The organism is Caballeronia calidae, from assembly GCF_900044055.2.
Taxonomy (GTDB): domain Bacteria; phylum Pseudomonadota; class Gammaproteobacteria; order Burkholderiales; family Burkholderiaceae; genus Caballeronia; species Caballeronia calidae.
The window spans coordinates 1-11328 of record NZ_FCOX02000117.1 but is presented as its reverse complement, the minus strand read 5'-3'; the positions used below and the strand labels follow the sequence as shown (position 1 = coordinate 11328).

Annotated in this window: 12 protein-coding genes; 8 read left to right on the top strand and 4 right to left on the bottom strand. The window is 64.3% G+C overall.

What is annotated here, in order from left to right; genetic code table 11:
- The first annotated feature begins 389 nt into the window (after nt 1–389).
- Together AWB78_RS39685 and groL are read left to right on the top strand one after the other, a co-directional pair.
- Nucleotides 390–680, top strand: coding sequence for a co-chaperone GroES (locus tag AWB78_RS39685; protein ID WP_006999126.1), 291 nt, complete (start codon nt 390–392; stop codon nt 678–680).
- A 101-nt stretch (nt 681–781) separates the two neighbouring features.
- Nucleotides 782–2422: a chaperonin GroEL gene (gene groL, locus AWB78_RS39680; RefSeq protein ID WP_062612388.1), complete on the top strand. Its 1641-nt coding sequence runs from the start codon at nt 782–784 to the stop codon at nt 2420–2422.
- Nucleotides 2423–2528: 106 nt separating this feature from the next.
- Here the strand turns inward: groL and AWB78_RS39675 are convergent, their stop codons facing one another.
- From AWB78_RS39675 to AWB78_RS39665, 3 genes are read right to left on the bottom strand one after another with little or no spacing between them, the layout of a single operon-like run.
- Nucleotides 2529–2939 (bottom strand): hypothetical protein, encoded by a 411-nt coding sequence (locus AWB78_RS39675; protein ID WP_082883611.1) that lies wholly within the window; start codon nt 2937–2939, stop codon nt 2529–2531.
- Between the two features lie 34 nt (nt 2940–2973).
- Nucleotides 2974–3750: a DUF72 domain-containing protein gene (locus AWB78_RS39670; protein WP_062612385.1), complete on the bottom strand. Its 777-nt coding sequence runs from the start codon at nt 3748–3750 to the stop codon at nt 2974–2976.
- 42 nt (nt 3751–3792) lie between these two features.
- Nucleotides 3793–4668: a hydroxymethylpyrimidine/phosphomethylpyrimidine kinase gene (locus AWB78_RS39665; protein ID WP_062612384.1), complete on the bottom strand. Its 876-nt coding sequence runs from the start codon at nt 4666–4668 to the stop codon at nt 3793–3795.
- A gap of 318 nt (nt 4669–4986) precedes the next feature.
- On the opposite strand from AWB78_RS39665, the gene AWB78_RS39660 reads away from it, so the two are divergent.
- Together AWB78_RS39660 and AWB78_RS39655 are read left to right on the top strand one after the other, a co-directional pair.
- Complete coding sequence (locus AWB78_RS39660) at nt 4987–5157, top strand: rubredoxin (RefSeq protein ID WP_025527884.1); 171 nt, start codon at nt 4987–4989, stop codon at nt 5155–5157.
- A 342-nt stretch (nt 5158–5499) separates the two neighbouring features.
- Nucleotides 5500–6906, top strand: a complete 1407-nt coding sequence (locus AWB78_RS39655) for a hypothetical protein (protein ID WP_062612382.1) — start codon at nt 5500–5502, stop codon at nt 6904–6906.
- Here the strand turns inward: AWB78_RS39655 and AWB78_RS39650 are convergent.
- Nucleotides 6903–8399 carry a cryptochrome/photolyase family protein gene (locus AWB78_RS39650; protein ID WP_062612381.1) on the bottom strand — a complete coding sequence of 499 codons (1497 nt, stop codon included), beginning with the start codon at nt 8397–8399 and terminating at the stop codon, nt 6903–6905. The two genes, AWB78_RS39655 and AWB78_RS39650, sit on opposite strands and share 4 nt — an antisense overlap.
- A 30-nt stretch (nt 8400–8429) precedes the next feature.
- On the opposite strand from AWB78_RS39650, the gene AWB78_RS39645 reads away from it, so the two are divergent.
- From AWB78_RS39645 to iscB, 4 genes are all read left to right on the top strand, one after another.
- A complete protein-coding gene (locus AWB78_RS39645) occupies nt 8430–9008 on the top strand; it encodes a YqgE/AlgH family protein (RefSeq protein WP_062612379.1) in 579 nt (192 codons plus the stop codon).
- A complete protein-coding gene (ruvX, locus tag AWB78_RS39640) occupies nt 9005–9451 on the top strand; it encodes a Holliday junction resolvase RuvX (RefSeq protein WP_062612377.1) in 447 nt (148 codons plus the stop codon). The genes AWB78_RS39645 and ruvX overlap by 4 nt, the downstream gene beginning before the upstream one ends.
- Complete coding sequence (pyrR, locus tag AWB78_RS39635; protein WP_062612375.1) at nt 9438–9947, top strand: bifunctional pyr operon transcriptional regulator/uracil phosphoribosyltransferase PyrR; 510 nt, start codon at nt 9438–9440, stop codon at nt 9945–9947. The genes ruvX and pyrR overlap by 14 nt, the downstream gene beginning before the upstream one ends.
- Nucleotides 9948–10303: 356 nt before the next feature.
- The coding region (gene iscB, locus AWB78_RS39630) for an RNA-guided endonuclease IscB (RefSeq protein ID WP_074173674.1) at nt 10304–11328 on the top strand (1025 nt) is incomplete at its 3' end.

Here is an 11328-nt window from a genome sequence, read left to right as displayed (position 1 = left end):
CCCAACCCTGCCTGCATGGAACTACCGCATCTACTCAACAAGCGCTGCATAGCGGGAAGTTATTTCGGTAACGATCCTTACCGGGCTGATCGTCGCGTCCAACAATCCTAAGTGCTTGATCCGCGGCAAGATCTTGCGCGGTACGATGAGCGTGCTCGTGGTGTAGCGGTACAACGGTCGATGAACGCAGTTCAATGTTCCATGAACTTCGACAGGAATCTCGACGCCTACGGGATTCCCCGCGCGCGCGCCTCCTTGAAAATGTCAAACTCGGTCCATATAATTGGCACTCACTGCACGAGAGTGCTAACAAGATTGCCGTCCGGCGAGATCCTTCTCAAAGGACGGGTTTTCCCGCGTTTTCAGTCTCAATCAAGAGAGGAGTGTGTATGAACCTTCGTCCTTTGCACGATCGCGTCATCGTCAAGCGTCTGGACCAGGAAACCAAGACCGCATCGGGCATCGTGATTCCGGAAGCCGCGGCTGAGAAGCCGGATCAAGGCGAAGTCCTGGCCATCGGCCCGGGCAAGCGCGATGACAAGGGCGCGCAAATCGCCCTCGACGTGAAGGTCGGCGACCGCGTTCTGTTCGGCAAGTACGCTGGCCAGACCGTCAAGGTCGACGGGCAGGAACTGCTCGTCATGCGCGAAGAAGACATCATGGCCGTTCTGGTCAAGTAAGGATCCTTCCTGCACGTTCGGCTTCGTTTCAATAGCCGCAGCCTTTTGACAGGCGCGAGAAGCGAAGCCCGCAAACCGAATCGAATCAAGGAGTTTGAATAATGGCAGCTAAAGAAGTCACTTTTGGCGATTCCGCACGCGCCAAGATGGTCGAAGGCGTGAACATCCTGGCCAACGCGGTCAAGGTCACGCTGGGTCCGAAGGGCCGCAACGTCGTGCTCGAGCGCTCGTTCGGCGGCCCGACGGTCACCAAGGACGGTGTCTCGGTCGCGAAGGAAATCGAACTGAAGGACAAGCTCCAGAATATGGGCGCGCAAATGGTCAAGGAAGTCGCTTCCAAGACCAGCGACAACGCAGGTGACGGCACCACGACCGCTACCGTGCTCGCTCAATCCATCGTTCGCGAAGGCATGAAGTACGTCGCATCGGGCATGAACCCGATGGACCTGAAGCGTGGCATCGACAAGGCTGTTGCAGCCGCCATCGAAGAACTGCGCAAGATCAGCAAGCCCTGCACGACGAACAAGGAAATCGCGCAAGTCGGCTCGATCTCGGCGAACAGCGACACGTCGATCGGCGAGCGCATCGCTGAAGCGATGGACAAGGTCGGCAAGGAAGGCGTCATCACCGTCGAAGACGGCAAGTCGCTGCAAGACGAACTCGACGTCGTGGAAGGCATGCAGTTCGACCGCGGCTACCTGTCGCCGTATTTCATCAACAACCCGGACAAGCAAGTCGCCGTCCTTGAAAACCCGTTCGTGCTGCTGCACGACAAGAAGGTGTCGAACATTCGCGACCTTCTCCCGGTGCTCGAGCAAGTCGCGAAGGCTGGCCGTCCGCTGCTGATCATCGCTGAAGACGTCGAAGGCGAAGCGCTGGCTACGCTGGTCGTCAACAACATCCGCGGCATCCTGAAGACCGTTGCTGTCAAGGCTCCGGGCTTCGGCGACCGTCGCAAGGCCATGCTGGAAGACATCGCGATCCTGACCGGCGGTCAAGTGGTTGCGGAAGAAACCGGCCTGACGCTCGAGAAGGCGACGCTGGCTGAACTGGGCCAGGCGAAGCGCATCGAAGTGGGCAAGGAAAACACGACGATCATCGATGGCGCCGGCGAAGCCGTGAACATCGAAGCGCGCGTGAAGCAAGTGCGCAAGCAGATCGAAGAAGCGACGTCGGACTACGACCGTGAAAAGCTGCAAGAGCGCGTGGCCAAGCTGGCCGGCGGCGTTGCGGTGATCAAGGTCGGCGCTGCGACCGAAGTCGAAATGAAGGAAAAGAAGGCACGTGTCGAAGACGCACTGCACGCAACGCGCGCAGCTGTGGAAGAAGGCATCGTGGCTGGCGGCGGCGTTGCGCTGATCCGTGCTCGCCGTGCAGTCGACGGCCTGAAGGGCGCGAACGCCGACCAGGACGCTGGTATCAAGATCGTCCTGCGCGCAATGGAAGAGCCGCTGCGCCAGATCGTCACGAACGGTGGCGAAGAAGCTTCCGTCGTGGTGGCGGCTGTTGCTCAAGGTTCGGGCAACTACGGCTACAACGCGGCGACCGGCGAGTACGGCGACCTGGTTGAAGCTGGCGTCGTCGATCCGACGAAGGTCACGCGCACCGCGCTGCAAAACGCGGCATCGGTGGCAGGCCTGCTGCTGACGACCGACGCAGCCGTCGCGGAACTGCCGAAGGAAGACGCTCCGATGCCCGGCGGCATGCCCGGCGGCATGGGCGGCATGGGCATGGACATGTAATTCGGCTCACGCCGGTTGCATCGGCGCGGGTCCCGCAAGGGATTCGCGTCAGCCAAAAGAAAAAGCCCGCAGCGATGCGGGCTTTTTTGCGTCCCTATGAAGCGCGCTACTTGTTCATCTCCTCGCGCAACTTCTGCGCGGCGGCATTGTAGTCATACGTCGGATAGAACTCCGTGCGATAGCCGCCCCACGCGGTGCTCTCGATCGCGCGGTTCACCTCGCGCAGGCGATCGGCGGGCACGCGCAACGTCACCACCTGTCCGATGCCCATCATCACATACCACGACACCACTTCCACGCCCGGGGGCGGAAACTGCTTGAAATACCCTTGCTCCTTCAATTGCTGGTTGATCTGCGGCAGCGTCTTCGACTCGTCGTGTTTGAGGAAGATCGTCAGCAGGAACGTGCCGTCGCCGGCGGGCGTGGCGCCGGGTGGCGGCGCCGCGTTTTGCCCTCGCGCGGGCAGGGCGAAGTGGAGGAGGGAAGCCACCAACGTCACGTGAATCAGCCGCGCCATCCGTCGCATCGGGATTTCTCCTCGGGAAGAAACGCTACTTGTGATGAATCCGCAACCGCTCCATCAGATGCAGCGCGTTGGGCTGCGCGTTGCCCTCGGCGGTATTGTCGAAGACGCACCAGACCTCGGGCGTCTTCTTGGCGCGCGCGTGCAGCGTATGGGCGAGATCGTCGAGATAGGTGTAGTCGTAGGAAGACTTGTAGAGCTCGGGTGAGCCATGCAGCCGCACATACACGAGCGACGCATCGGCGCGATGCTTGATCTCGCATTCGTCGGGAATCGGGTCGGCGTCCACATAGGCGATGTGATGCGCCTTCAGCAGCGCCGCCGCGTGCGCCGTGAACCAGCCGTGCTCGCGCGCCTCGCATGCGACGGGCAGCGTCGTGCGCTCGCGCAGCGCCTTGAAGAACGCCTCGGCGATGTCGTGATCGAACGGCAGGCTCGGCGGCAGTTGCACGAGCCAGCAGCCGAGCTTGTCGCCGAGCTGTCCTGCTGAGTGGAGAAATTCGTCGAGCAGGGCTTGGGTATCTACGAGACGCGCATCATGAGTGATCGCCTTCGGCACCTTGACCGAGAAGCGGAATGACTCGGGCACGCTCTCGGCCCAATGCGCATAGGTCTGTTCGCGATGCGGCTTGTAGAAACTGGAGTTGATCTCGACGCACGTCAGCACGCGCGAGTAGCGCTCGAGATGCGTGCCTTCGTGAGGAAAGCTGGCGGAGACGGCGCTCGACAGGCCCCAGCCCGCGCAGCCGATGCGGATCGCGCCTTGCGGACCGGGCTTGTGCAGATGGGGCAGTCGGTATGGCATGCGCTCGCGTCGCCTCCGTTATTGTTCGGTTCGTGGTGCCGCTTAGTGTCGTGCTTCTCCGGGCAGTCCCGTGGGATCGTCGGACAACGAGGAGGCGTCGCTGTCTTCATCGGCGTCGTTCGAGCGCGCCCAGAAGAAGCGGTCCGGCAGATATGCCCCCATGCCGGGCCGGAACGCCGCGCGCGCGGCCTGAAACACGTACTCCTGCGCTTCGCGTGCCGCTTCGGCCGGTTCCTGGCCGTTCGCGAGCAAGGCGGCGACGGCCGAGCCGAGCGTATCGGTCAGGCCCATGATGCGCTGCACGCCGCGCTCCCATGTGTCTTGCCGCACCTGGCCTTCTTCGCTGTACAGCGTGTTCACGTGCCGGTGCGTGCCGGTTTCCATCGCGAGCACGTACTCGCAGCCCTGCGCCAGAATGTGGGAAATCGCGGAATCGAGCGTCGGCGATTCGGCGTCGCTGTCTGGCTGCGCGAGTTGCAACAACGTGGCGTGATCGGCAATCAGCATGGTCGTCTGCGGCACGAGCAAATCGGCGAGGGATTCGCGAAGCTCGTCGGCGGACAGCACGTGTTCGTCGTCGAGCGTGAAATCGGGCGCGAGGATCAGCGGCACGTCGTCGTAGTCGGAGACGACTTCGGCGATGGCGGACACCAGTTCCGCGCGAGTCGCCGCGCCGATCTTGAACGCGGAGATCGGCATGTCCTCCAGCAACATGCGCGCCTGGGTCGCGACGGTGTCCGGGTCGAGGCCGGTGACTTCGTCGCAGGAGGCGGAGTCGCGCACCGCGTAGCCGGTGAGCACGGTCACGCCGTGGCAGCCCATGCTCGCGAGCGTCAGCACGTCGGCCTGCAGGCCCGAGCCGCCGGTGGGATCGGAAAGGCCGAAGGTGAGTACGATCGGTGGGGAATCGCCGGTCATGGCAAAAGCGGGCATTTTGGTATTGGATTGCTTAATGGATGATCGGACGATCGGCGCGAAGCGAACTCGTCGGCGCGGCAGGCGCATGAGCGAAGGCCAGCCCGGTCATGTCTGATTATGCGGCCTAATGCAGTCCGTCTGTTCTCTTTGCGTACTTTATTCCGGCGCGCTAGCCTGTGCACCGTGCTCGGCCGTGAACCGCCGTTTCGACCGATGTCACGATGCGCGAGAGGCGGGCGGGCCGCTTGCTAGGCATCGACACGGCAACACGGTACCATCATGGCCTAATTTCAATCGACCAATCGACGCGGCATAAGTATGGAATACAGAAGCTGGATGTGCCTGATCTGCGGCTGGATCTACGACGAGGAGGCGGGATTGCCTGAAGAGGGCATCGCGCCGGGCACTCGCTGGGAGGACGTTCCGATCAACTGGACTTGTCCCGAATGCGGAGCCCGCAAGGAAGATTTCGAGATGGTTCAGATCTGATCTTGTCGTTCTGCCGCGCCGCATGACTCGCGTCATGCGGCGCGCGTTTTTTGCGGGCCGCGTTCGCGCGGTCCGCCCGATTTCCGATTTTGCAGCGTGAGGCGTGTTCGTTGCGGCGTGGCCGGCGCGGCAAAAGCGCGACGAGTCGCGGCGGTTGCATTCCGCTCCCGCTCCCGCCCGTTACGGCCTACGCTAGGTGTAGAAGGAGCGGAGAATTGTCCGCTCGTGGCGAACTCCGGATGTGGCGGCGTCCGCGATCCCGCCTACCGATGATGCAAATCAACCGCGAGCGCCGGCGGCGTCCGATCGTCGCGCCCGCGAACCGGCTTGTGAGCGCCTGTTATGACTTCTCGTCCCGATCTGCCCGTTCCGTTCGACGCCCTGCCCAATCCGCGCGGCGGGTCGGTGCGACTCGCCGAAATGGCGCTCACCGATGCGCTGCACGCGTTTCAGCGTCAGGGCGAAACCGGGGCAGCGTTGAAGCGTGCCATCGCCGCGCTGCATTCGGCGGGATGGCTGCCCGCACAGCGCTTCGCCGAGGCGCTCGCGCTCGTCGCGCCGCTCGGCGAGGAGTCGGAAGGCAGTCGCGCGCGCATCGCGGAGTCGCTCGCGGTGTTCGGCGCGGCGGTCGAGCGCCACAATCTGCGCGAACTCTCATGCTCGACGGTGCTCTTCGATCACTATCGCGGCCTGCATGCGCTGCTTGCGACGCACACCCGCGTCGCGCCGGTTTCCTACGACGACCTCGCGCTGGCGGGCCGCGCCATCGCGCCCGCGACGCTGCGCGGCATTGCGCCCGAGCGCCTCGCCCGCGTGCGCGCGCATTACGAGGAGACGCTGCTCAAGCTCCTGCGCGGACCCGCTGAAGAATCCGCCGATGCCTTCGCCCGCCTCGACGCCTGTCTCGACGAACTGCGCGGTGGCGACCCCTACGATTTCTGGCGCCTCGCCACCTCGACGGTGCGCGCGTTGCGCGAGCGCGCGGCGCGCGACGGTGTAGGGCTCGACCATGCCGCCGACCACATCGCGGATGCGAAGCGTCTCTACGCGCGCTTCAATCTCGTGCTGGCGGACCAGGCGCACGCGTTGTCGTACGCGCCGCGCTCGCTCGTGCGAGCGACGCTCGCGCTCCTGTGGCGCGATTTCGCGCTGTACGGCGCAACGCCCGAGGACACCGAGCATGTTGATGTCCTGCGCGACTACGGTCTGACCGTGGCGTGGCACGTCGCCGCGACGCGCGCATCGGAAGCGGCGTGGGAAGAGGGCGCGGCGCACGCGAGCGAGGAAGCCTCGCGCGACGCCGCGACGCGCGACCTCGGCGTGCTGCGCGTGAACGCCGCCGCTTACGAGGACTTCCTGCAGAGCGCGGAACAGTCGATCGACGCGCTCGTCGAGCGCGGCACGCAGGCGAGCGAAACCGGCACGGTCGATGAAGCGGCGGCGCTCTCGGCGGCGAACGCGTCGCACCGGCTGGGCGCGGCGGCTTGCGCGCTGGGTCTCGGGCATGTCGCGCTGCTCGCCGACACGCTCGGTCTTGCGTGGCGGCGCGTCGCCCATCACGGCGAGACGCACGCCGATGGCGCCGAAGGCGCGACGCGCGGACTCGACGCCATCGTGCCCGAGCGCGCGGCGCAAATGCTGCGCTCGATGCTGCATCAGGCGGCGGCCGGCATTGCGCCGTCCGAAGGGCGCGGGTCGATCGTTGCGCTCACCGCGATGATCGAGAAACCGACGCCGATCGCGCGTTAATCTTCATCGTCCTCGCGCGGCGCGATGCGCTTCGCGCCCGGCCCGCGCACGACGTCATAGCGGGCGAGCGTGCGCGTCCTCGCGGCACCGTGATCGACGACCGGCTGCGGATAATCCGCGCCGAGCGCAATCTTCTCCGCCTTGAGCGCGTCCGGCTTCGCGAGCCACGGCGCGTGGATATCGCGATCGGACAAGCGGGCAATCTCCGGCACGTAATGCCGGATGAACTTGCCCGCCGCATCGAATTTCCGTGACTGCGTGACGGGATTGAAGATGCGGAAGTACGGCTGCGCATCGCAACCGCTCGATGCCGCCCATTGCCAGCCACCGTTGTTGTTCGACAGCTCGAAGTCGTTCAGCAGCGCTTCGAAGTATGCCTCGCCACGCCGCCAGTCGATGCCGAGATCCTTGGTCAGAAAGCTCGCCACGACCATGCGCAGGCGGTTGTGCATATAGCCTGACGCGTTGATCTGCCGCATCGCCGCATCTACGATCGGATAGCCCGTTTCACCCGCGCACCATGCGGCAAAGTTCGCATCGGCGGCATCGCCGGTTTCCCAGCGGATGCGGTCGTATTCGGGCTTGAACGCGCGGTGGTCTCCCGTCACGCCAACGTGCGGAAAATGGTGCAGCACGGAGAAATAGAACTCCCGCCAGATCAGTTCGCCGAGCCAGGTTTCGGAGCCCTTGTCGCCGTGGCGCTGCGCGTCGTGCGCGGTGCGGGCGAGCGCGCGGATCGACACGGTGCCGTGCCGCAGATGCACGCCGAGATAGCTTGGGCCTTTCAAAGCGGGGAAATCGCGCGTGCGGCCGTAATCGGTCATGCGTTCGCGAAAGTCGTCGAAGAGCGTATAGGCGCCGCTCGTGCCCGCGGGAAACGCAGGGCCGCGCGCATCGGGAAAGCCGAGCGCGGCGAGCGACGGCATCGCGTGCTTCACGCCCGACGGCGGCTTGGCCAGCGCGTTCAGATGATCCTCCGATGCATATGGCCTGAGCGCATCCGGCGTGAGCGTCGCGAGCCATTTGCGCTTGTACGGCGTGAAGACGGTGTAGGGCTTGCCCGCGCCCGTCATCACATCGTCATGATCGAAGACGGCCTGATCCTTGAACGCGAAAAACGCGATGCCATCGCTTGCAAGCGTGTTCGCGACGGCTTCGTCGCGTGCTTTCGCGTCAGGTTCGTAATCGCGATTGGCGAACACCGCGTTCGCCCCGCACTCGCGCGCCAGCGAAGGAATATCCTGTAGTGGGTGGCCGTGCCGGACGATCAGCGCGCCGCCCGCGTCGCGCAACGTGCGATCCAGTTCGACGACGCTCGCATGAATGAACGGCACGCGGCGGTCTTTTTTGTCGAGCGGCGCGAGAATTCCGCGATCGAAAACGAAGGCGCACAGCACGCGACGGCACCGTGTGAGCGCGTGATAGAGTGCAGCATTGTCCGCCGCGCGCAGGTCCCGCCGAAACCAGACCAGACCCACATCAAAGTCGGCCATCTCGCAGCGCCTTTGTTAAAATTCCGAATTATGTCCAAGACTTCCGATCGCATCAATTTGACGAATCAGTTCCTGATCGCCATGCCGAACATGGCGGATCCGACGTTTTCAGGAACGGTGGTCTATCTTTGCGATCACACCGAGCGCGGCGCGTTGGGGCTCGTCATCAACCGGCCCACGGACATCGATCTCCAGTCGCTCTTCAACCGCATCGATCTGAAGCTCGAAATCGAGCCGCTCGTCCATTTGCCCGTGTATTTCGGCGGCCCCGTGCAGACCGAGCGCGGCTTCGTGCTGCACGAGGCGAACGAGGGCGAGCCGTACAGTTCGTCGATGAGCGTGCCAGGCGGCCTCGCCATGACCACGTCGAAGGACGTGCTCGAAGCGGTCGCGAGCGGCAAGGGCCCCGAGCGCTTCCTGCTCACGCTCGGTCACGCCGGCTGGGGCGCGGGCCAGCTCGAAGAGGAAATCTCGAAGAACGGCTGGCTCACCGTGGAAGCCGATCCGCGGATCATCTTCGACGTGCCCGCCGAAGACCGGCTGGAGGCGGCGCTCTCGCTGCTCGGCGTGTCGCGCTCCATGTTGTCCGGCGAAGCAGGGCACGCATGAGCCGCGAAGCCACGCTGCTGGCATTCGATTACGGCGAAAAGCGCATCGGTGTCGCCGTCGGCAATACGCTCACGAAAAACGCGCGTGCGCTCGTCACGCTCGAAAACCGCAATCGCGAATATCGCTTCGTCGAAGTAGGCAAGCTGCTCGACGAATGGAAGCCGGACGCAATCGTCGTCGGCATGCCGATGCATCCCGATGGCACGCCGCATGAAATGAGCGCGCTCGCGAAGCGCTTCGGCAACCAGGTGAACGGCCGTTTCAACGTGCCCGTGCAATGGGTGGACGAGCGCTATTCGTCCGTCGACGCCAAAGCCGATCTGCGCGAGCGCGGCGCGCGCACCAACGCGCGCGGCCGCTTCGATGAAATCGACGCCGAAGCCGCCCGCGTCATTCTTCAACAATATCTCGACGGACTTGCCGACGATCATGAGTTCCATTGACGCCGAAGCGCTGTACCGCGCGCTCGTCGACCAGATTCGCGCCGCGTATGGACAATCGCTCGCCGCGCCCGACGGCGCCGTGCTCGCTGGCATCTACAGCGGCGGCGTGTGGCTGGCCGAACGGCTCGCGAAGGATCTGAACGCGCCGCACATCGGCGTGGTGAACGTGGCGCTGCATCGCGACGACTACGCGAAGAAGGGCCTGCACAGCCAGGCGCGCCCGACCGAATTGCCTTTCGATGTGAACGGCCAGCGCATCGTGCTGATCGACGACGTGCTGTCCACCGGCCGCACCGTGCGCGCGGCGATCAACGAGCTGTACGACTACGGCCGCCCGGCGTCCATCGACCTCGCGGTGCTCGCCGATCGCGGCGGACGCGAAATGCCGATCGGCGCGCGCTTCACCGGCGGCACGGTGGACGTGCCGGCGGGCGAGAATCTCGTGCTCGAGCGTCGCGAAGACGGCGCGTTCGCCTTCACGACCGAAACGCGCTGAGCGAAACTCGCGGCCTCTTTCCAAAGAACATCCGGGATCACCGTCAATCACCCCGGCCTAAAGGTCGGAGCTTGTTGGAGCACTCACAAGCTCGAGGTTGACCAGACCTAGCGCTGGAAGGCGCTACGTTGTGCGGAGACAGCAGACCCACCGTTGAATGCTTCCTCAGTTCGACGCTCTGGAAGTCGCAGCAGCAGACAAGCCCCGGGTAGGCACGAAACGGGCTGCGACGGAAGCGAGGGCTTCGCCTGCTGCACAACATGGTCGAGGGGAGCCATACCGGAAGGTATGCGTCACAAGGCCCGTAAGGGCAACCGCTCCGGACGGATTCCGGCAGCAATAAAAATGGAGTCGTTGTGGCTGTTTTTGTATTGGACCGAAAGGGTCGGGCGTTGATGCCGTGCAGTGAGAAACGCGCGAGGTTATTGCTTGCGCGGGGTCGCGCACGTGTGCATCGCGTGGTGCCGTTCGTGATCCGACTCACGGACCGCGACGCCGCCTCCAGCCAGTTTCAATCATTGCGCCTCAAGCTCGACCCCGGCAGCAGGGGCAGCGGGCTCGCCCTCGTGCGTGACACTGAAGCGCTTGACACGTCAAACGGCGAGCCTCTCCGCAGCGCGGCCGTGCTTAGCCTCTTCGAACTGGTTCACCGCGGTCGGCAAATCAGTGAGGCGCTGACGGCGCGCCGAGCCATGCGCCGTCGGCGACGCGGCAACTTGCGCTACCGGGCGCCACGCTTTTCGAACCGCACCCGGTCTGCGGACTGGCTCGCACCCTCCCTGCAGCACCGGATCGATACCACGATGGCGTGGGTACGACGTATTAGGCGCTGGGCACCTGTAACGGCGCTCTCCAGCGAGCTAGTGCGCTTCGATACGCAACTGATCGAAAACCCGGAAGTCAGGGGCGTTGGATATCAGCAGGGCACGCTGGCGGGCTACGAAATCCGCGAATACCTGTTAGAGAAGTGGGGCCGGCGTTGCGCCTACTGCGACGCGAATGACACGCCGCTGCAGATAGAGCACATTGTGGCTCGGGCGCGCGGCGGCACCCATCGTGTGTCCAATCTAACGCTGGCCTGCGAGCCCTGCAACCAAGCGAAGGGGGCGCTGCCTGTGGAAGTGTTTCTGGCAAAGCGGCCGACGCGGCTGGCGGGCATTCAGGCTCAAGCGAGGCGTCCCCTGAAGGATGCAGCGGCGGTGAACGCCACGCGCTGGGCGTTGACCAACGCGCTGAAGACGACCGGTCTGCCCGTGGAGCTTGCCTCAGGCGGGCGCACCAAATTCAACCGGATGACGCTCGGCGTACCGAAAACACATGCCCTCGATGCCGCCTGTGTGGGCGCACTGTCTGCCGTAACAGACTGGGAGAAACCGACCCT